This is a genomic window from Protaetiibacter intestinalis (assembly GCF_003627075.1).
In the GTDB taxonomy this organism is placed as follows: Bacteria; Actinomycetota; Actinomycetes; order Actinomycetales; family Microbacteriaceae; genus Homoserinibacter; species Homoserinibacter intestinalis.
In genome coordinates, this window is record NZ_CP032630.1 from 2,963,896 (window position 1) to 2,983,717 (window position 19,822).

The 19,822-nt window shown below is 65.7% G+C and carries 14 protein-coding genes; 5 read left to right on the plus strand and 9 right to left on the minus strand.

The window, feature by feature from the left end; translation table 11 throughout:
• Positions 1–52: 52 nt before the first annotated feature.
• The gene (locus tag D7I47_RS13995; RefSeq protein ID WP_227000706.1) at positions 53–463 is read left to right on the plus strand and encodes a hypothetical protein; all 411 of its coding nucleotides are present in this window, start codon (positions 53–55) and stop codon (positions 461–463) included.
• Positions 464–488: 25 nt separating this feature from the next.
• Here D7I47_RS13995 and mobF read toward each other — a convergent pair whose 3' ends face one another.
• Both mobF and D7I47_RS14005 read right to left on the minus strand, forming a co-directional pair.
• Positions 489–4,034, minus strand: a complete 3,546-nt coding sequence (gene mobF, locus D7I47_RS14000; RefSeq protein WP_227001000.1) for a MobF family relaxase — start codon at positions 4,032–4,034, stop codon at positions 489–491.
• A 459-nt stretch (positions 4,035–4,493) separates the two neighbouring features.
• Entirely contained in the window at positions 4,494–5,471 is a 978-nt protein-coding gene (locus tag D7I47_RS14005; RefSeq protein WP_170154388.1) for a LacI family DNA-binding transcriptional regulator, read from the minus strand.
• Positions 5,472–5,583: 112 nt separating this feature from the next.
• On the opposite strand from D7I47_RS14005, the gene D7I47_RS14010 reads away from it, so the two are divergent.
• The 3 genes from D7I47_RS14010 (at position 5,584) to D7I47_RS14020 (ending at position 10,462) form a co-directional block, all read left to right on the plus strand.
• Entirely contained in the window at positions 5,584–6,969 is a 1,386-nt protein-coding gene (locus D7I47_RS14010) for an MFS transporter (protein ID WP_120763629.1), read from the plus strand.
• A 65-nt stretch (positions 6,970–7,034) separates the two neighbouring features.
• Positions 7,035–9,467: a glycoside hydrolase family 2 TIM barrel-domain containing protein gene (locus tag D7I47_RS14015; RefSeq protein ID WP_120763630.1), complete on the plus strand. Its 2,433-nt coding sequence runs from the start codon at positions 7,035–7,037 to the stop codon at positions 9,465–9,467.
• Positions 9,468–9,592: 125 nt separating this feature from the next.
• Positions 9,593–10,462, plus strand: coding sequence for an IS110 family RNA-guided transposase (locus D7I47_RS14020; RefSeq protein ID WP_227000709.1), 870 nt, complete (start codon positions 9,593–9,595; stop codon positions 10,460–10,462).
• A gap of 635 nt (positions 10,463–11,097) precedes the next feature.
• Here D7I47_RS14020 and D7I47_RS14025 read toward each other — a convergent pair.
• The 3 genes from D7I47_RS14025 to D7I47_RS14035 are packed head-to-tail and all read right to left on the minus strand — an operon-like array spanning position 11,098 to position 14,323.
• The gene (locus D7I47_RS14025) at positions 11,098–12,009 is read right to left on the minus strand and encodes an alpha/beta fold hydrolase (protein WP_120764001.1); all 912 of its coding nucleotides are present in this window, start codon (positions 12,007–12,009) and stop codon (positions 11,098–11,100) included.
• Between the two features lie 28 nt (positions 12,010–12,037).
• The gene (locus tag D7I47_RS14030) at positions 12,038–13,429 is read right to left on the minus strand and encodes an MFS transporter (protein WP_120763631.1); all 1,392 of its coding nucleotides are present in this window, start codon (positions 13,427–13,429) and stop codon (positions 12,038–12,040) included.
• A 42-nt stretch (positions 13,430–13,471) separates the two neighbouring features.
• Entirely contained in the window at positions 13,472–14,323 is an 852-nt protein-coding gene (locus tag D7I47_RS14035) for an isocitrate lyase/PEP mutase family protein (RefSeq protein ID WP_120763632.1), read from the minus strand.
• Between the two features lie 110 nt (positions 14,324–14,433).
• On the opposite strand from D7I47_RS14035, the gene D7I47_RS14040 reads away from it, so the two are divergent.
• Positions 14,434–15,324 carry a LysR family transcriptional regulator gene (locus D7I47_RS14040; RefSeq protein ID WP_120763633.1) on the plus strand — a complete coding sequence of 297 codons (891 nt, stop codon included), beginning with the start codon at positions 14,434–14,436 and terminating at the stop codon, positions 15,322–15,324.
• Positions 15,325–15,329: 5 nt separating this feature from the next.
• Here the strand turns inward: D7I47_RS14040 and D7I47_RS14045 are convergent, their stop codons facing one another.
• The 4 genes from D7I47_RS14045 to D7I47_RS14060 form a co-directional block, all read right to left on the minus strand.
• Positions 15,330–16,376 (minus strand): zinc-dependent alcohol dehydrogenase, encoded by a 1,047-nt coding sequence (locus D7I47_RS14045; protein WP_170154389.1) that lies wholly within the window; start codon positions 16,374–16,376, stop codon positions 15,330–15,332.
• Positions 16,377–16,621: 245 nt separating this feature from the next.
• On the minus strand, positions 16,622–18,055 hold the full coding sequence (locus D7I47_RS14050; protein WP_120763635.1) for a dihydrolipoyl dehydrogenase family protein: 1,434 nt from the start codon (positions 18,053–18,055) through the stop codon (positions 16,622–16,624).
• Positions 18,056–18,135: 80 nt separating this feature from the next.
• Positions 18,136–19,434 (minus strand): cytochrome c biogenesis protein/redoxin, encoded by a 1,299-nt coding sequence (locus D7I47_RS14055; RefSeq protein ID WP_120763636.1) that lies wholly within the window; start codon positions 19,432–19,434, stop codon positions 18,136–18,138.
• 25 nt (positions 19,435–19,459) lie between these two features.
• Positions 19,460–19,783 (minus strand): hypothetical protein, encoded by a 324-nt coding sequence (locus tag D7I47_RS14060; protein ID WP_157981743.1) that lies wholly within the window; start codon positions 19,781–19,783, stop codon positions 19,460–19,462.
• Between the last annotated feature and the right edge of the window lie 39 nt (positions 19,784–19,822).

A 19,822-nucleotide genomic window follows, 5' to 3' on the forward strand; every position in this document is an offset into this window, starting at 1 on the left:
CATGACCGCTCGGTGCGAAGATGAAGGCATGTGTGCGACGAATCTGTGGGCGGTGAACGCCGCCGCCTTCACGCCTGAGTTCGAGCGGTTCACCGCCGAGCAGATCGGCGTCGCACCGCAGGTCTCCGAGCTTCGGATCGCGTCAAGCCGCGTGCGCGCGAGCTCGGTCGTGTTCACGCTGACTCAGCGCATGTGCGACTGCGACTCCCTGATCGGACGAGGCAGCGACGACCCCGTTGACGGCGAAATAGCGACCGAAGACTGGCTGACCTGGCTCCGTGAACTGCCGACCCAGGTTCCGCATGCCAGCCGCCTGGCCGTCCTTCGGGCATGGAGCCCGCAGGACGATGACGTGGCTCCCCGGCATGCGAAAGCCGTGACGATCAGCGAGGTGACTGAGCAGGTGCTCCGCGGACTGAAGGACGACTCACTGTTGACCATCGACTACCCGCGCACCGCCTGACCGCCCCGGCCCCGCACGGCACCGACTACAACGACGGTCCGACTCGCTGTGCTCCCATGCGGCGCGGACGTTCCTGGTCGGGTTGCTCGGCCTGGGCGAGGTTCTTAGCCCGGTCGAGCGCGGCGCGGGCGCGGGCAGCGTCGAGCTTCTGCGTGTCGGCCTCAGCGGGTGTTCCGAGGGGTGCAGGCCCAGTGACGCCGTAACGGTCGCGGTAGGCAGCGATCGTGCGAGCCGCGTTCCGCCATGCGTGCGCCGCTCGCGCCTGCTTCGGCTGGAAGCCGAGGTTCGTGGTCCACTCGTGCTTCTCGTTGAGCGCGGTATCGAGGAGCGCGTCGGCCCGGGTCTCGATGAGGTCGCGTCGCTCGGTCAGCGCCTGCCGCATCTCGGACGGCACGGTGCTGGTGGCTTCGGGGATGAGGCCTGCAATCAAGCGTGGTGCCTTCCGCGCGCGACCGGACCCCGCCGGCCGCGCGGTCGCCTTAACGACGCGGTAGTGCAGGATGGCCGCGATGTCATCGGCGTCCGCGAACCCACGCGCTCGCACGAGGCGCGGCAGCAGGGCCTCGATGTCGTGCTGGTTCGCCTCTGCCCGCCGCAGCTCGGCGGTCAGCGCTCCGAATGCGGGTGAAGCGATCGCGTCGTCTGCGTCGTCGTCGCTGAGCCCAGACGAGCGGATGAGCGCGGCCCAACGGTCGTGTTGTGCGGCGGCGGCCAGGGTCTCGTACTCGGCAGCGAGCTGCGCGATCGAGGACCAGGTGTCCTGCTCGGCAGTGATCGTCTCGTGCGCCGACAGCTCGGCACCGACATGCTTCAGCACCCCGAACAGCACGCTCCGGGCGGTCACCTCGGTGTCGTCGCCGGGATGCGGACCATCGTGGGCGGGGTCGGGCTCGTCGACGGCGACGTAGGCGATGTTCTGCTCGCGGCCGCGCGTCATGGCGACGTAGAACGTCTCTCTGGTCATCGACGCATCCGCCAGGACGTGCGAGGAGTCAACCGTGATTCCCTGCGCCCGGTAAGACGTGACGGCATAGCCGAGGTCGAGATGTTCGGCCGCGTACTTGGCCGGGACCACGACCGATGCGCCCCATCGCTTGCCTGCGCGGCGGAGGGTGAGGGCGCCGTCGTCGCGGACCTCGGTGACATTCCACCTGTCGCCGTTACGGACCCAGGACCGGCCGGTGCACAGGCGGCGGTCGTTGCGGCGGGTGATGACGGTATCCCCGGTCGCGGCTCTCGTGCCGTCGTGCAGCTCGACCTCGCGGCGGGCGTTCACGGTGCCGTCGAGGATCAGATCAGCCCGCGCCCTGTTGTTGAGCGCTTGGACGGACTCACTGGAGTCGGTCACGAGGACGCTGGCGCGCCCGGCGAGGGTGTCGGCGCGCCAGGCGGTGTAGGCGGCGTCGATCATCTCCTCGGTCTCCCCGCCGATCACGCGGCCGTGCTCGGCGTAGGTGCCAATGACGTCGGTGCGGCCGTGCCGCAGAGCGAGGGATGCGGTCTTCTCCCACACGTTGATGAACCGGTGCACGTCGACCAGCTCCGGGGCGTCGTCGCGGTCGCGGACGAGGAGGGAGAACGCGCCCCCGGCGGTGACGGACTGAAGCTGGGCGTGATCCCCGACCAGCAGCACCTTCGCCCGGGCCTCCGCCGCCAATGTGGTGATGCGGTCGAGGGAGAGCGTGCCCGCCAGTGACGCCTCGTCGACGATGACGAGCTGTCCCTTGCGGAACGTCTCGCCGGTGCGGTCGTGGGTGTCGAGCCACTTGGCCGTGTTCTCGGTCTGGATGCCGAGGTCATCGGCCAGGACCTGCGCGGCGACTGCGGACGGCGCGAGCCCGACCACGCTGCCGTGCCCGTGCTCGTGCTCCCATGCCCGTCGCAATGCCGACATCGCCGTCGTCTTCCCCGCACCGGCCGGGCCGACCAGTACATCAACCATCCGGCCTGAGAGCGCGATCTTCGTCAGCGCGGCTGCCTGGTCGTCACCGAGCACCCGGCCCTTGCTGTCGGGCCGTTTCGTGATTCGTTCGACGGTGGTCAGCGACACCGTCGACGCCGTGGTAGTGCGGGCGCGCTCGAGGAGGCGGTCTTCGGCGGCCAGCAGCACCTCGGAGGAGAACAGCGCGGAGTGCTTCGGACGGAACACGCTCGTGCCGTCCGGACGACGGAACTCCGCCGGGCTGGATGCGAGCTCCGGCGGGGTCAGGCGCAGCGAGGCCGCCTCGGCAGCGTCAACGACCATTCCGACGACGGCTTCGCGATCCTCGGTCGACGCGAACCGGTAGGCCATTGTCTGCCGAGCGGCCTCGGCGGTGAGGTTCCAGCGATGCCAAGTGGAGCGCTTCTCCCCGACCGCAGCCACGACGTCTACCCCGAGCGAGCCGATCACGTCCAAAGGCACGTCGTCGGCGCGCAACAGCAACGGCTCCTCGTTCACCGTCACGCCGCGCGCCCACGAGGTCGCATCCGACCCGAGCACCCTCCCGGCCCGTTCCCGCCACGAAGCCGTGAGGGCGGCCAGCGACCGCACCTCCTTCTCCGGCCGAGTGGAGAGCGTGGCCTGGGCGCGGAGCTTCATGATCGTCACCGGCGACGGCCGCCGCCCATGAGTCTCGACGTAACGCTCGATAAGGCGGTCGGTCTCGGCGTCGATGTGCCGGGCACGAGTGGAGAACTCCTTGACCAGTGCCTCCGGCACCCCGGTGATCGCCCACGCGGGGTTCCGGTCGCGACCTTTATCCCACACCTCCCAAGAGACGCCGAGCATCCGGGTGAGGTGGTCCGCGAAGACCGCCTCGTGCAGCTCGGAGAGCGCGACGACAGCCGCGTGCATCGGCCGCCCATCCAGGCTCCGCCATTTCCCGTCAAGGACGGCCTGGACTTTGTTACTGATAACGACGTGCGTGTGCAGATGGGGGTCGCCCGCCCGGCTGTCATAGTGGTCGAACGCGGTGGCGACCAGACCTGCGACGTCGACCTGTGCAACCGCGCCGTCGCGGCCGCTTGCGCCCGCGCGCGTGGCTGCAACCTCCCGTTCCATGAACGCAACCACCTCCGCAACCGCCGCATGATGTGCGTCCGCGATCAACATCTGCGTCCCGGCATCCGCAACCGCCCACAGCACGCTCGCGGACTTCGGGATCGAGAACGTGAAGTCAAACCCCGCAACCGCCCGTCGCGTCCCACGCGCGGCCTCCTCCGCTTCGATCGCCGCGACCGCCTCCGCACGTGACGCCGGCCCGAGGGATGGATCAAGCGCCTCGCTGCGCGCCTCGATCCGCTCGGCCACAGTTCGGTACTCGGGATATGCACGGCCAAGCGGTTCCCCGGTGATCGGGTCACGGCCCATACCGACGAGGAGCTGGAGTTGCACTTCGGAGACGTGATCGCCTGCGCTGATCCGCCCACTGCCGAGCGTGGCGATCCCGGCGCCGAGCCAGCGGCCCGGCGGGGTGCCCTCGGCGTTGTAGTAACGCGTCAGCGGGGTGGACAGCGACCTATCGCCGTCGCTGGCCGCGACGGTGCGCAGCAGGTACTTGTAACCGTCGCCCGCCGACATCACGCGCATCGAGACCGTCACCCCGGCCGCCCCTCTCCGTCTGCTCACAAGGTGAGCAGACGGCCCGCTGACGGCGGGCTCAACCTCGATCTGCAAGAGGCGTGGCGGCTCTGAGAAAAGGCCCGGCGGCTCTGAGAAAAGGTCCGCGACAACGACTTTGGCAGGTGACCAGCCCAATCAGAAGCCGTAGCGGCGACGGCCGGAGATCACCGAAATACCGGAGATCTCGTGCGCGAGCAGAACAAGGCGAACTGGAGCTTCCATCTGTGGGTGGGGTCGGTGTTCTCTGGTTACGACAGACCCGAGCTAGCCGTCAATGAGATCTTCGACGCCCGCTCCGTGTGTTTTCGGAGATCAACTAGCCAACCTCCCACGTCTTCGCCCACTGCCATGGCCACCCGGCGATCGGCGCCTCACCAGAAGGCGAGTATCTTCTTCCACCCCTCGCACTAGAATCCAAGTCCGCTCTCAGGTCGTGTCTCCCACAACCGGCCGGGCGATGCCGGTCACCCGGATGGGGGGGACGTCGCGATGCTCCGCCACCGCCCGCAGCTGCTTGACGACCTCGTCAACGAGTTCCTCGCCTTTCATCGCGATCGTCGACAGACGCGGTCGCACGAGTTGACCGATGCGGGTGTGGTCGACTCCGACCACCCGCACCTGGCGGGGAACATCGAAACCGAGATCGACGCACGCCCCGAGCACCGCGATCGCTACGTCGTCGTTGTAGGCGGCGATCGCCGTGCCATCGACCAAGTACGGTGCGAGAGCGATCTGCGCGCCTTCAACGTCGAGCGGAACCTCCACGATCTCGAGTTTCGGCAGGCCTCGCTCTTCGGCACGCCGCCGCACCGCATCGGCGCGAGGCGGACCGTAGGGATCGCTACGCTCGTCTCGGAGTCGCGCGTAAAGCAGGCGGCCGACGCGACACTCAGCCAGCAGGTCGACCTGGGCTCGCCCCACGTCGTCGACACCGACTCTGATCGACCTGCGGTCATCCGGTACCACCGCCGTACCGTTACGCGCCAGTCGCTGAACGTCCCGGGGCGAGAGACCAGCGAAGTCCATCACGGCGAAAGGCTGCATCTCCAGCAGTGGAGTGACATCGTCCCGGCCGATGCGAAAGAAGCGGAGTACGACGTTCATCGAGAAGTCCTGCACGTCGGCGGTGATCCGGTCGACCATGTCCTGCAGGTTGTAGCTGAAGGTGGTGTCGGGAACGAGCACCACCACGGTGCTGCTGCGGCCGCTGGCGAGATTGCGGCCGGCCTGCGATGGCCGGTAGTCGAGCTCGGCGGCCGCGTCGGTGACTCGTTTGACCGTAGCCGGATCGAAGCGGTCGCTTCCTCGGTTGAAGATCTGGCTGACGGTGGAGCGAGACACCCCAGCCAGCTGCGCCACGTCCTTGCTGGTTGGCGGTCTCCGCCGCATACCCTCGACCTTCATACTTCCAGCGTAGCGAAGCGAAGTTGACACGTGACAATTGTCCGCATAGCGTGTCATTGTCACGTGACAATCACGTAGAACATCGTACTCCCGTCTCGACAAGGAAGTTGATATGACCACTAAGACGTCCGCGCCACCACTCTCTGGCCGGGTCTCGATGCGAGAGAAACTCTCGTACGCCGCCGGAGACATCGGATCGAACCTCGTGTTCGCCCCGGCGACCTCTTTCGTGTTGTTCTACTTCACCGATATCGCAGGCATCGGCGCCGCCATAGCCGGCACAGCGATCCTGCTCGGCCAGTTGCTTAACGGCGTTGTCGACCTTGTTGTCGGCGTGCTCATCGATAAGACGAAGACCCGCTGGGGCAAGACCCGCCCCTGGATCCTCTGGAGTGCGCTACCCCTGATGATGTGCTTCGTGCTGATGTTCAGCGTGCCGAGCGGCCTTGACGACACCGGCAAAGTCGTATGGGCTTTCGTCACCTACGCCCTCGTGATGGCGGTCTTCTTCACTGCCTCCAACGTCGCCTACAGCGCTCTGCTCTCGGTGATGACCCCCGACTCCACGACCCGTGTCACGCTCACGACTTTCCGCTTCTTCGCTGCCATCGCCACCACCCTCGCGGTCTCGTACGCCACCTTCCCGCTCGTCGGGGCGCTCGGCGGCGGCCAGCAGGGTTGGACCACGACGGCCTCTATCTATGCCGTACTGGGCCTTGGCGCCTTGCTCACCGTGTTCTTCGGCACCCGCGAGCGACTGCGCCCGACCGACGAGTTCAGCAGCACCCGGCGCCCCGTCAAGGAACTGCTCGGCTTCCTCTTCCGCAACCGCTACTTCTGGCTCGCGGCGGCACTATTCGTGGGCTTTTACCTCTTCAACGGCATGAACCAGGCGGCCGGCGTCTACTTCGCGGCCGACATCCTGGGTGACCCGGCGGCCTTCGGAACGCTCTCGCTGGCGGCATTGGCGCCGCTGCTTATAGGCATCGTGTTCATGCCGGCTCTTGTAGGTCGCTTCGGCAAGCGCCGGATGTTCTTGGCCGGCATCGCCATCCAGATCGCCGGTTCGATCGTGGTCGCCATCGCCCCCGAGAATCTCGGCGTGGTGCTCGCGGGTCTGCTCATCCGCGGTGTGGGCGGCATCCCGTTCTCGGCGGCACTGTTCGCAATCGTCGCCGACGTCGTTGATTTCGGCGAGTGGAAGTTTGGCGTGCGCATCGACGGCCTCACATACAGCGCGGTCGTCTTCGGCCAGAAGATCGGCGCCGGCCTTGGCGCTGCGGGCACTGGCTGGATCCTCGCGTTCGGCGCTTACGACGCCGACTTGCGTGAGCAACCTGCCTCCGCCATCTCGGCGATCGAGTTCGCCTATATATACGCGCCGATCGCCCTGCTCGCGCTCACGGCCGTCGCCATCTGGTTCCTCGATGTCGAGAAGCATGGTCTCGCGATCCGACAGTTCCTGCAGTCACGGAACGCCGCCGCCCCCAGCTCCTGACCGCTGGTCCCGCTTCGACGTCTCCCCGTCCGCCGCACTCCGCCGCCCCCATCTGGAAAGAGATCGTGTTCCGTCTGCCCTTCAACACCAACTGGTCCGTCCGTCCCGCACCCGCGCTGTTCGCCGAATACGGCGGGACGGCGGACGAGCCTCGACCGGTGATCCTGCCCCACGACGCGATGCTCGACACTCAGCGCTCCACCGCGGGCGAAGGACCCAGTTCGGGCCACTACAGCGGCGGGGTCTTCGAGTACTCGAAGACATTCCAGGCCGCGGCGGAGTGGTGCGGCGGCCGGGTCGAGCTGCTATTCGAAGCCGTATATCGCGACGCCGTCGTGTTTATCAACGGGCAATGGGCGGGGCAGCGGCCGGCTGGGTACAGCGAGTTCATCGTGGACGCCACGCCGTTCCTTCGCTTCGGCGAACAGAACACGGTGCGGGTCGAAGCACGCATCCATCGTGACTCACGCTGGTATTCGGGTGGGGGCATCCATCGCGGGGTCACGCTCCTCGTCGGCGGCACCACTCACATCGTGCCCGATGGGGTACGGGTGACAACCCCGGATGTCGACGCCCACCGCGCCGTGATCGCAATCAGCACCGAAGTACGCAACGACGCCACCACCACCCGGACAGTCTTCGTCGAGCACGAGATAGTCGCCCCCGACGGCAGGACGCTGCGCGGAACGGCTGCACCGGTCACTCTGGCGCCGCGCAGCTCCGAGACGGTGCGCCATCGCGTGTACGACACCGAACCGCGACTCTGGTCACCCGAGACCCCGCAGCTCTATCGGGTCAGAACGGCGCTCGGCGACGGCCCGGACCAGACGCGAGTCGACATCGACTCGACCGAATGCATCTTCGGCATCCGCACGATCCAGCTCGACCCCTCACACGGTCTCCGCATCAATGGCAGTACAGTCAAGCTCCGCGGCGCCTGCATCCACCACGACAACGGCGTGCTCGGCGCAGCGGCGATCCCCCGTGCCGACGAACGGCGGGTCGAACTGCTGAAGGCCGCAGGGTTCAACGCCATCCGCGCGTCGCACAACCCGCTCAGCCGCGCGATGCTGGAGGCGTGCGACCGGCTCGGGATGCTGGTGATGGACGAGACATTCGACATGTGGACGCTCTCGAAGAACCCCTTCGACTACTCCCTGGCCTTCCCGGAGTGGTGGGAACGCGACGTAGAGTCGATGGTGCGCAAGGACTTCAACCACCCGAGCGTCATCCTCTACTCGATCGGCAACGAGATCCCCGACACCGGCACCCCGATGGGCTCCCGGATCGGCCGCCACCTCGCCGAGAAGGTGCGAACCCTCGACCCCACCCGCCCGGTCACCAACGGGATCAACGGAATGCTCTCAGTGCTCGACGAACTGCGCCATTCTGCCTCGTCCGCCGACGAGCCCATAGGCATCAACACACTGATGACGCAGCTCGGCACTGTCATGGGTGAAGTGACGAGCTCCGATTCGGTGACCCGCCGGCTCGCCGAATCGTTCTCGGTGGTCGACGTCGTCGGACTGAACTACGGCGAGACTCGCTACGAAGCCGATCTGCAGAGCCACCCCGACCGCATCTTCGTGGGTTCGGAAACCTTCCCTGCCCAGATAGCGAGGAACTGGGACCTCGTACTCCGCAACTCGCACGTCATCGGAGACTTCACCTGGACCGGGATCGACTACCTCGGCGAGGCGGGCCTCGGCCGCGTGGCGCACAGCGGGAGCGAACTGGCGAACGGCATCGCAGCCGCCTATCCGTGGTTGACTGCGTGGTGCGGCGACCTGGATCTGATCGGGGACCGCCGCCCGGCCTCGTTCTACCGGGAGATCGTGTTCGGCCTGCGCCGCGAGCCCTACATCGCAGTGCAGCGCCCGCGCTTTCACGGCGCCCCGGCGATTCTCACGCCGTGGTCGTGGTCGGATTCCGTATCGAGCTGGTCATGGTCAGCTGCACCGGGGGACCCGGTAACTGTCGAGGTATACAGCGATGCCGAAGAGGTCGAGCTCGTGCTGAACGGCCGCTCGTTCGGCCGGAAGCCGAGCGGAGCGGCAACCGCGTTCCGCACCGAGTTCGAGCTCGGCTACGAACCCGGCGAACTCCTCGCCGTGGCCTGGCGAGCGGGCGAAGCGACGGAAACCGTGGGTCTCCAGTCGGCCAGCGCATCGGCCCGCGTGGTTCTGGCCGTCGACCGTCCAGCGATCTCAGCTGGACCAGACGACCTCGCCTACGTGACCGTAACCATCGAAGATGCATCGGGCATCCGCATGCTCGACTCGGATCGGCTTCTCGAAATCGAGGTCACCGGCGCTGGCGAACTAGCAGGCTTCGGCTCAGCCGCTCCATCGACAGCGGAATCGTTCACCGATCAGGTGCACACCACCTTCGACGGGCGGGCCCTTGCCGTAGTACGCCCCACCGGCATCGGCGAAATCCATATTCGGGTACGCTCGGCCGACGGCCTAAGCGATGAGCTGATCATCTCAGCCGGCTAGTCGGTATGTAGTGGCCGCCTTCTGGTGAAGGGGGTCGCGGGACGGGGCCTCTCTCACAAAGACTCGTGGGTGTGGTCCGCCAGGCCTGTCCGACAGTTGCGGGAGGCCCCGTCTTTACTGAGCGCATGAGTGTTGGGCTCGGTGTGCACGCCCGTTTCGTCGCGGCAGCGGCGATCGATGGCGTGACCGGCGAGTTGTTCCAGACGAAGTTGCCGCCGGGCAACGACAGGATCTTGGAGTGGGTGCGCGGCCTGCCCGGCTCGGTCGCGGTGGCCTATGAGGCCGGGCCAACAGGGTTCGGGCTCTATCGCGCGCTGACCAGCGCTGGCGTCCAGTGTGTGGTCGCGGCGCCGTCGAAGTTGCAGCGCCCGTCCGGTGACCGGGTGAAGACCGATGCTCGGGACGCGGTGCATCTGGCGCGGTTGCTGAGACTGGACGAGATCACTGCGGTGGCAGTGCCGACGGCCGATCAGGAAGCGGCGTGGGATCTGGTGCGGGCGCGTGAGGATTGCCGGGGCGATCTGATGCGCGCCCGGCACCGATTGAGCAAGCTGCTGTTGCGGCACGGGATCGTCTATGACGACGGCGCTGCGTGGACGACGAAGCATGATCGCTGGCTCAGCCAGCAGCGGCTGAGCGGAGTGGCGTCGCAGGCCGCGTTCGACGCGGAGTACGAGACAGTGCTGCAGATCAAGGCGCGCCGCGACCGCCTGGACCGGGCGATCGAGCAGCTCGCCGCCGATAGCGAGTTCACCCCGCTCGTCCGACGCCTGGGGTGTCTGCGCGGAGTGAGCACGCTGACCGGGTTCGCTCTGGCGGTCGAGGTCGGCGACTGGACCAGGTTCACCGGAAACAGCATCGGCTCGTTCGTGGGGCTCGTGCCCTCCGAGTTTTCGTCCGGACAGTCGCGGGTGCACGGGCCGATCACCAAGACCGGCAACGGACATACCCGCCGGCTGCTCGTCGAAGCGGCATGGCATCATCGCCCCCGCTAGCACGTCGGCGCGGTCATCCGCGGGCGGTGGGAGCAAGCTCCCGCAGCGGCTCGAGAACGCGGCGATCTCGGCAACCGCCGACTCCATGAACGGTGGGCACGGTTCCTCGAACGCCGCAAGCGCCCCACGATCGCGAACATCGCCGTTGCAAGAGAACTCGCCGGCTGGTGCTGGTCGTTGGCAGTCATGGACACCTGAGACCCTGAAGCCGCTTCGCCGAAAGGGACAACCGGTGGCAGCGCGAGCAGTGACCCGCGATACACCTATGAACAGCCAGCTCTGGCTGATAACGCTCGCTCCTAAACACCCGGTCCTGCTCCTGCTGAAGAACCGTCCTGCGGTAACCAACCCGCGAATATCAGACTGACCGCGCGTCGAGAAGACACGCTCCGACCAGCCCGATCGGCGAAGCAAGAGGCGCCGCCCGGGACCACCCGGACGGCGCCTCACCATGCCCTCTTGACAAGAAGACAGTACATTTCAGGTGTACTGACCCGGGTCGTTGTTGATTCGGGCGATTGGATTCTTGCCGTCGATGCCGAGGTGGGCTCTGTGAACGCAGAAAGAGCGACGAGAACGAAAGGATCTGGTTCCGCCAGCCAAAGCCGGTTCGAGCGTTCATTTTTACTCCGACCTCAGTCGGAGAGAAACCGCAACAGGGGCTCCGCCGTAGCCTCAGGCGCCTCCTCAGGAAGGAAATGCCCGCATCTGAGAGCTTCACCTCGGACATCCACCGCCCATCGACGCCAGATATCCACGGGTGTGACATCGTGATTGGCTGGCACTCCACGCACTCCCCAGAGAACCAGGACCGGGGCCTGGATCATCTTTCCGGCCGCTCGGTCAGCCTCGTCGTGCTCGGTGTCGGTCGTGGCGCCTGCGCGGTAGTCTTCGCAGATGGCCCGGATGCGGTCGGGCTGTCGAATGAAAGCTCTGTAGTGGTCAAGAGCCCTCTCATCGAATACGGAGTAGTCACCGAACGTGCCGGTAGTTCCCCACGACAAGATCAGATTGAGCCAGTCGACTGATGAGTCCTTGAGGAGCGTCTCGGGAATCGGCGACTGCTGAGCGAGCATCGTCCAGTGGTAGAGCTGCATGCCCCGCTCGCGATCCCAGCTGTCCCAGACCTCGAGCGTCGGGACGATGTCAAGCACGGACAGTTTCGTCACGTTCTCGGGATGGTCGAGTGTAAGTCGATAAGCGACTCGACCGCCCCGATCGTGTCCGATGACCGCGAACCGGTCATGGCCCAGGCTGTGCATCACCTCGACGAGAGCATTCCCCATCGACCTCTTGTCGTAGGGGCCATGCGCGGCATCGGGCTCGCGAGCCTCACTTTCCCCGTATCCGGGCAGATCGGGGACGACGACCGTATGGCTCACGGCCAGCCGGGGAGCGAGCCGGTGATACATCACGCCCGTCTGCGGGTGACCGTGGATCAGAAGCACTGGGGAGCCGGAGCCTCCGACACGGGCCGAGATGGCACCAGCGCTTGTCGGGACGACGACGGAGTCGTAGCCAGGGAAGAGGTCGTCGAGGGGTGTCATGGCTCTCACCTTCTTTAGTACGGGGATATCAATCACGCGGATTCCACCCTCGAAGGGAGGGCGTCGATTCGAGTTCGGTTGCACCGAGGAACGGACGTCCCACGAGCATTCCTATAAGGGACACGAGGTGGCCGGCCACGATGTATGCCCCGACCAGCCACGGTTGTCCCCCCGAGGCCACCACAAGGGCGGCCGCGATGAGCGCCGACGGCCCGGCGACGACGGCCCCCTGTAGCTCGCGGGCGGAGAACAACCCTGAGGCGCGATATTCAGTCTTGAAGAGAGCTGGCATCACGACCGTGTGCGCGGCGGCTCCGGCGCTCCAGCCGAAGATATACATCACGACGCTGCCGAGGGCGATCATGCCGATGTCGCCGAAGGCGAGGATGGCGACGTAAGGAAAAGCAAAAAGCACGCCGCCGACAATGCTGATGTACATGACTCGCTTCGTCCCAATGCGGTCGCCCAGTAGACCGAACAGGAGAAGAGCAACGAGTCCCACGCTGATCGCGATGAGCGACATCTGCAGGGCTTGGTTGAGTGGCAGTTGGCGCACGCCGACCACATAGCTGATGCTGTATGCGGCCACGATGAATCCGGTGACGTTGAAGCCGGACGGGAGTAGGAACGCTGAGATCCAGTTGCGCGGACTGGCCTTGACCGCACGACCCATTGCCACGAACGGGTTGAGCTTCGCAGGCGGGATGAGTCCTGCAGCCCGCTCCGCCTTGACCCTCTCGAACTCCGGCGACTCGTGCATGGTGCGGCGTAGCATAAGCCCGACAACGGTCAACACCGCGCCCAGGACAAAGGGGATACGCCATCCCCATTCAAGGAAAGCCTCGGGCGAGATCGTGGATCCCAGCAACGTGGTGAGCAGATTGGCGCTGATTCCGCCGAGGCCAACAGCCGCCATAGCGACGGCGGACAGCGCTGCCTTACGCTTGCGGACCGCGCTCTCGTTGATGATGGTGATTGCACCGGCGAGCTCCGCGCCGGCCCCAAACCCCTGAATGAGGCGCATCAGCACGAGCAGGATGGGCGCCCAGATGCCGATGGCAGCATATGTCGGAAGCAGGCCGATTGCCGCTGTCGCAACCCCGATTAGAAGGAGGGTGAAGACAAGCACTGGGCGTCGGCCGTATCGGTCACTGGCAGCACCAAGCACGATGCCGCCGAAGGGACGCGCGACGTAGCCGACAGCGAGTGCTGCAAAGGAAGCCAGCAGGCCAACGGCGGGGTCCTCGCTGGGGAAGAATAGGGGGCCGATGACGATGCCTGCGATGAAGCCGTACAGGCCGTACTCGTAGTGCTCGATGAAGGTTCCGACGCCGCCGGCGAGAGCGGCTCTCGCCGCGACACGCCGGGTGGAGTCTTGCGGTGCTTCCGCCGCAGCGGCGCCAGCGTTCGAGGTTGTCATGAAAGCTCCTTTGCTCTCTCGTTGTGAGCGCGGTGGTGTGGATCAGCTCTTGAGCAGGCCGAACCGGCGGGCCTCGACCCGCGCCTGCTCGATCCCGGTGAATTTGTCGAACTCGGCAAGGGGACCAAGGACGGCGTCGACGGAGTGGGTCGAGCCCTCGAGTGCCAGAGCGGAGAGTGCCGCGCGGATGCCGGACGTGGCTGCCAAAGGAGTGACCACGAAGTAAATGAGGATGTCGGCGCCGCGGTCGCCGAGTTGCTGTGAGCTCAGCTGCTCGTCGCTGAGCGAGACGATCAAGGCGTTGCTCTGAGAGACGAGCCGCTCGTGTGTCGCATCGACGGCAGGTGCAGCCATGAAGAGTGCGTCTGCCCCCGCCTCCTCGAACGCCAGCAATCGGTCGATGGTGGCCTCGAGTCCCTCAGTGGGCATCGCATCGGATCGTGCAATGATGAGCGTCTCCTCGGACGACCGCGCATCGACCGCCGCTTTGATCTTGTCGATCGACTCGCCAAGGGGCAGCACGGTCTGAATGTCGATGTGCTTGCCCCACAGGTGGTCTTCGATCTGGATGCCCGCCGCACCGGCGCGCTCGAGCACTTTGACAGAGTGAGTGACGTGCAGCGGGTTTCCCCATCCGCCCTCCCCGTCGACGATGAGGGGGATCTCCGTGATGGCGCCAAGGCGCCGGACCTGGTCTGCCATGTCGTTGAGGCTCACGTAGCCAATGTCAGGCAGCCCATACATGGTCGCCGACGTGGGCTGGCTACCCACATAGGCAGCTTGGAAACCGAGTTCCCTAACCGCAAGGGCCGAAATACCGTCGTAGATCGTCGGCGCCACGAGGGGCGTGCCTTGAGTCATCACGCTACCAAGTGTGGGGATGGAGATCGACATGATGTGCTGCCCTTCATCGTTGAGGTTGCAGGCCCAATGTATGAGCAACAGGTAGATGTGGGAATGGCCGATTCTCGAAGGGACTATGACCGCCAGTGTTACAATCGATCATGGATCTGCGACATCTCCAGTACTTCCTGGCCGTGGCTCACGAACTAAACTTCACTCGCGCGGCGGCGTCCCTACATATGGCTGTATCCCCGCTGAGCAGGGCCATCCGCGAGCTCGAAGGTGAAGTTGGTTGTGCGCTACTCACGCGCACCACTCGCAACGTCGAGCTCACCGAGGCGGGAGTGGCGCTCCTGCCCCTGGCTCAGGACATCCTGGCGCGCGTCAATTCCCTCAGTTATCTGACGAACCTTCGTGCGTCAGGAAACTCTGAACTCGCGGTGGGAATTCGCTCCGTGCCGGCGTCCTTCACGGCTATGCTCATCGAGCGAGTGTTCGAGCCAGCAGCGCCCCGCCTGCGCGTGAAATTCAGAGCGAATCCTGTTCGAGAGCAGATTAAGCAACTGCTCATCGGCGACATCGCGCTCGCGGTGATCTCCGAGCCCGTGGACGACCCGCGTATCGCCTATCTTCCTGTCATGGTGGAGCAGGCGGCGGTCGCACTCCCCGATACGCCTGAGCACCGCTCCATCGACGTCGTACTGCCGTACCATCTCCGCGACCTCGACCTCATGGTCGGAGACATCGCGTACCGGGATATGTTCGAGGAATATGTGACCGCCGCCCGTTCGGTCAGCGAAGACCGCACCCCCGTGATCGGGGGATTCCGTTTTGAGGTGGCCAATGGTGGGGTCGCCGCCTTTACAATGTTCAACCCCGAGTCGCCTCTTCACATCACTGTCCAAGGGCCGGGTGTTGTCATACGACCGCTTCCGGAGACGGTACGCTACACAACTCATCTGGCCTGGTTGCGCGAGCGGGAGGGGCTCGACGATCTCGGCGTAATCCTCGCTCAGGCGCGCATCGCGTTCATGTCACCCGTGGAGTACTGAAAAGGTCAGATAAGTTCCCCCGGGCAGAGCCCTACCTTGATGATCGACGGATCGGTGTCGACCTCACGGAAGGCCACCTCCCAGTCTTCGAGGGAGTATGAGCCCGTGTAGAGCGGCTCAAGGTCGAGCGCCCCCGAGCCAGCGAGTTCGGCCACCTTCTCCCAACTAGACCAGGTGTGGGCATATGAACCCTTCATCGTCAGTTCCTTCATCAGGAACCAACCTGACGAGACCGGGGTCTCGGCGGCATTGCCGCCGATCACAGCGACAGTCCCCTGGACAGAGGCCAGCTGAATGGCAAGCGGCAACGCGTTAACACCACCGCTTGCCTCCACCACATAGGGGAACGTTTCCCCGTACCGCGCCACCTGCGCGTCGAAGTCGGGGCGGTCGACAATGACATGCTCACGGAAGCCTAAGGACGAGGCCAGTGCGAAGCGGTCGGCATCCCGCTCAAGCCCGAAGATCACGGGCGTTCCGCCCAGCCATCGCACAATCTGGGCCGAGATCTGGCCGATCGGCCCCGGCCCGATGATCGCGACTCTTCGATCGCGGGGGATCTGCACGACCTCCAGGAGGTTACGTATTGCGACGGCAGCCATCTCGAAGAGGGTTGCCGCACGCCAGCTGACGGAATCAGGGATGGCATGCAGGAAACGCTGGTCCACGACGAAGTACTCGGCGAACCCACCATCGACGTTGCGACCGAGATCCCATTTCTCAGATTGAAAGAGGTAGGCGGTGTCGCCGTGGCTGCCTTTGCCTCCGCCTTCCTTGCCAATCACGACCTCCGCGGTGACACGATCACCCGGATTCCAATCCATTACGGCTGAACCGACGGCCGCCACCTCGCCGCAGTTCTCAGCGCCAACGATAACCGGCACACGGAACTTCATCACCGGATGCGACTTCCAGATGTAAAGGTCGCCGCCCTTGTCAACCCCGCATGCCTTCACCTTCACGAGAACTTCCGTGGCGCCAGGCACAGGTACGGGGTATTCGCGGATCTCCATCGATCCTGCTTCAGCCGCGTACTTGACGAGTGCCTTCATCGTCTGGGGAACAGTTGTCATCGCTTCTCCTCTGATCTACCGCTTCGCAGCGGATCCGGTGATCTCGCAGTCACCTTAGGCGGCAAACCCACGATGAGGGAATGACGCATTAACGCGATAACCGTGACTCTACAAGTCAAGGTTCTGCGCAGAAGCTCCCCGCGTCGGCGGACGGCCGTCGGGGTCAAGGGGACCTCGAGTCGCCTTCACGTTGCGGGATAGCTGCGTAATGTACGGTTCGGCGCTCAAACACGGTGTCTCACACCTGGTCGTCCGTATGCCTCGAGGAAGCGGAGCCAGACCTCGCTCACGGTCGGGAAGGCGGGGACGGCGTGCCAGAGCCGGTCGAGGGGGATCTCGCCGACGATCGCCATGGTCGCCGCTTGTACGAGTTCGGCGACGTCGGGGCCGACGAAGGTGGCTCCGACGATGACCTGTCGGGTCTCGTCGATGATGACGCGCGCCCGGCCCTGGTAGTGCTCGCGCTGCAGGGCCGCGCCGGCAATATGGCCGAGTTCGTAGTCGATGACGCGGACTTCGAGCCCGCGGGCGGTGGCCTGTGCCGCGGTGAGGCCGACGGATGCGACTTCGGGTGAGGTGAACACCACTTGCGGGACGGCGAGATGGTCGGCTGTGGCGACGTGCGCACCCCATGCGGCATCCGACACCCTTCGGCCAGTTGCGCGTGCGACGATCACGTCTCCCGCGGCACGGGCCTGGTACTTGCCCTGGTGGGTGAGGAGTGCGCGATGGTTAACGTCGCCGACCCCGTAGAGCCAGTCGAACCCGTGCACGCGGAGCGTGTCGTCGACGTCCAGCCAGGCGCCCGGGGTCAGGCCGACGTTGTCGAGTCCGAGGTCGGATGTCGCTGCAGCGCGGCCTGTGGCGACGAGGACTTCGTCCGCGATGATCTCTCCCGCGTTTGTCTGGATCACCACCTGGTCACCGTCGCGATCGACGCGGGAGATGGAGGTGTCGGTGTGGACGGTGATGCCGTTGGCGCGGAAGTTCTCCACGAGCATGGTTCCGGCGAACTCCTCCGTTCCTCCGAGGAGGCCGTGGCGGGCGAGGATGGTCACCTCGCTTCCGAAGCTCGCGAAAGCGGTCGCCATCTCGGTCGCGACGACACCGCCGCCGATCACGGCGAGACGGGGCGGCACCTCGTGAGCGCTGGTCGCGTCGCGGCTGGACCAGGGCTTCGCCTCGGCCAGGCCCGGGATGCCGGGAATGGCTGCCACGGATCCGGTGGCGACGGCGACGGCGTGCCGCGCGGTGATCACCGTCTGCTTGCCGTCGGCATCGGTCACAGTGACCTCACGCTCTCCGCTGAGACGGCCGCGACCGCGCATCAGTTCGATTCCGGCGCCGTTCAGCCAGGCGACTTGACCCGTATCCGACCATCCGTCTGTGATCGCGTCACGTCGCGCGAAGACTGCGTCGACGTCGAGCGTCCCGGTGATGGCGGAGGCGACGCCGGGCACGGCACGCGCGGCCTCGAGCACCTGTCCGGGCCGCAGCAGTGCCTTGGACGGATCGCATGCCCAGTACGAGCATTCCCCGCCGACGAGCTCTGCCTCGATGATGATGGCTTCCAGTCCGCCCTGGACGACGCGGTCAGCGACGTTCTCTCCGACGGGGCCGGCGCCGATCACGATCACGTCGGTCTCTCTACGGTTCATGGGTTTCTCCTTGTTCTGGGTTCGGTTCTGTGTGACGGATGATGCGACGATCCCTGGCGTCAGCGCCGGCGCTTCGGCGCTCACCACCAGGTTGCGGTGAGGTCGGGGACGTCGGTGCGCGGCGGGAGGTCGACGTCGGGGTCGGCTTGGACGAGGAGTTCGCGGATGAGTTCTTCTGTCTCGTCGTAAGCGCCTTCTCCGTAGGCGACGTGGCGGACCTGCCCCTGGGCGTCGATGAGATACAGCGCGGGCCAGTAGCTGTTGGAGAAGCTGTCCCAGGTCGTGAAGTCGTTGTCGACGGCGATCGGGTAATGGATACCGAGGTCGGCGGCAGCGCTCTTTACACCCGCGAGTTCTCTTTCGAAGGGGTACTCGGGCGAGTGCACGCCGATGGTCTCCAGACCGACATCGTGATACTGCTCGTACCAGGCGGTGACGTGCGGGATCGCGCGTCGGCAGTTGATGCAGTCGAACGTCCAGAAGTCGACGATGGTGACCTTGCCCGTGAGGCTCTCTGCGGTCAGAGGTTTGCCGTCGGGAGTGTTCAGCCAGGTGGTGATTCCGGTGATCGCCGGAGCCGGGCCGCAGTTCTGCAGTTCGGCGGCACCGCTCGCGCATCCGCGGAGGGAGTCTGCTTCCTGGGTCGTCTGGTTCTCGTCGCCGATGAGGGACTTCTGGATGCTCGCCGTGTAGTCGGGGATGATGCTTTGTAGCGCCTGCGGAGCATCGATGATGAGCGCACCGGCGATGAGGATGGTTGCTGCGCCGGCGAGGGCGCGGATGCCGCGCTCGCGGCGCCGGAATCCGCGGATGCGCTGCGCGACGCGGTTGCCCGCGACGGCGAACGCCAGCAGCGGAATCGCGACGCCGACGGCGAAGGAGAGCGCGAGGAGGACGGTGTCCGCGCCGACAGTTCCGGTCGCACCGGCCACGACGATCGCCGCAAGGACCGGGCCTGCGCACGGGACGAAGACCGTACCGAGGGCGAGCCCCGTTCCGAAGCCGTTGCCCGTGTTCTCCGGTGCGCGTCGTAGCAGCCGTTGGAAGGGGCGTTCGATCACCCGCTGCACGTCCGGGAGCAGGAGCCCGAGTCCGATCAGCAGCAGAGCGGCGATGCCGATCCACCGGATCGTGACCTGCGGGATCGGCAGCAGGGCGAGCAGCGACGACCCGGCGAGGGTGACGAAGGTGAAGCTGACCAGCAGCCCTCCGATCACCCAGTACGGCCGGCTGCGCGGCGCCTGGATCGCTTCGGGCGCGCCACCGGGCCGTGATGCGCCCGCACCGGCCGTGAGGAAGACCACGGGAAGCACCGGGAGGACACAGGGCGAGATGCCGGTGATGAGGCCTCCGAGAAGGCCGAGGAGAAGAACGCTCATGAGTGGTTTCCTTTCGCGGATCGGTTCATTCCAGGAGCAGCAGGACCCATGCCCAGGTCCAGCTGTCCCCGAACCATGCGCACCACCGGCCGCGGCTCTTCTCCTGCGGCTGCTCCAGCGCTGCGTTCTTCGACGAGGTATTAGCCCCGATCGCCGGCGGCACCGCGCGCTCCTCGGTCGTGACCGTCGTCGACTCCTCCAGCGTGAGCTCGACGAGCGCGTCGAGCTGCACCGGGGTGAGCTTCTCGAAGGCTTCGACGAGCCGCGAGTCCACCCCGGGTCCGGCGTCGCGCAGGATGTGCAGATACCGGGCGAGGGCCGCCTGGTCCTGCGCAGTGAGCTTCGACATGCTCTTCTCCTCGTCCGTGGTCTCGGTCAGTGACGGTCG

What these genes read in the sequence shown, in the direction of transcription:
- mobF (WP_227001000.1), bottom strand. Translation starts at nt 4,034, where the DNA reads ATGCGCGTGATGTCGGCGGGCGACGGTTACAAGTACCTGCTGCGCACC.
- D7I47_RS14005 (WP_170154388.1), bottom strand. Translation starts at nt 5,471, where the DNA reads ATGAAGGTCGAGGGTATGCGGCGGAGACCGCCAACCAGCAAGGACGTG.
- D7I47_RS14010 (WP_120763629.1), top strand. Translation starts at nt 5,584, where the DNA reads ATGACCACTAAGACGTCCGCGCCACCACTCTCTGGCCGGGTCTCGATG.
- D7I47_RS14020 (WP_227000709.1), top strand. Translation starts at nt 9,593, where the DNA reads ATGAGTGTTGGGCTCGGTGTGCACGCCCGTTTCGTCGCGGCAGCGGCG.
- D7I47_RS14025 (WP_120764001.1), bottom strand. Translation starts at nt 12,009, where the DNA reads ATGACACCCCTCGACGACCTCTTCCCTGGCTACGACTCCGTCGTCGTC.
- D7I47_RS14030 (WP_120763631.1), bottom strand. Translation starts at nt 13,429, where the DNA reads ATGACAACCTCGAACGCTGGCGCCGCTGCGGCGGAAGCACCGCAAGAC.
- D7I47_RS14035 (WP_120763632.1), bottom strand. Translation starts at nt 14,323, where the DNA reads ATGTCGATCTCCATCCCCACACTTGGTAGCGTGATGACTCAAGGCACG.
- D7I47_RS14040 (WP_120763633.1), top strand. Translation starts at nt 14,434, where the DNA reads ATGGATCTGCGACATCTCCAGTACTTCCTGGCCGTGGCTCACGAACTA.
- D7I47_RS14045 (WP_170154389.1), bottom strand. Translation starts at nt 16,376, where the DNA reads ATGAAGGCACTCGTCAAGTACGCGGCTGAAGCAGGATCGATGGAGATC.
- D7I47_RS14050 (WP_120763635.1), bottom strand. Translation starts at nt 18,055, where the DNA reads ATGAACCGTAGAGAGACCGACGTGATCGTGATCGGCGCCGGCCCCGTC.
- D7I47_RS14055 (WP_120763636.1), bottom strand. Translation starts at nt 19,434, where the DNA reads ATGAGCGTTCTTCTCCTCGGCCTTCTCGGAGGCCTCATCACCGGCATC.
- D7I47_RS14060 (WP_157981743.1), bottom strand. Translation starts at nt 19,783, where the DNA reads ATGTCGAAGCTCACTGCGCAGGACCAGGCGGCCCTCGCCCGGTATCTG.